Source organism: Staphylococcus sp. HMSC036D05, from assembly GCF_001836225.1.
Taxonomy (GTDB): domain Bacteria; phylum Bacillota; class Bacilli; order Staphylococcales; family Staphylococcaceae; genus Staphylococcus; species Staphylococcus caprae.
The window spans coordinates 1-205 of the sequence record NZ_KV827788.1 but is presented as its reverse complement, the minus strand read 5'-3'; the positions used below and the strand labels follow the sequence as shown (position 1 = coordinate 205).

The window sequence follows — 205 nt, the reverse complement described above, 5'->3', positions numbered from 1 at the left end:
TATTAACCTCTTTTGTTTGGTTTGCGATAGCTTTAACCGTTGGGGCAATCTCGTCTACAACTTTGATTGTGAATTTTGTTTCTGTCTTATTCCCTGATGCGTCTGTCGTCGTTACCGTAATTGGATAGTTGCCTACTTTTGTTGGAGTACCACTGATTGTATTTGTCTCACCATCGAAACTTACTCCAGACGGTAGACCACTTAC

General features: G+C 41.0%; 1 protein-coding gene. It reads right to left on the bottom strand.

The window, feature by feature from the left end; all coding sequences use genetic code 11:
• Positions 1 to 205, bottom strand: a 205-nt coding sequence (locus HMPREF2580_RS11150) for a putative Ig domain-containing protein (RefSeq protein WP_141756903.1), incomplete at both ends; no start/stop codon positions are given.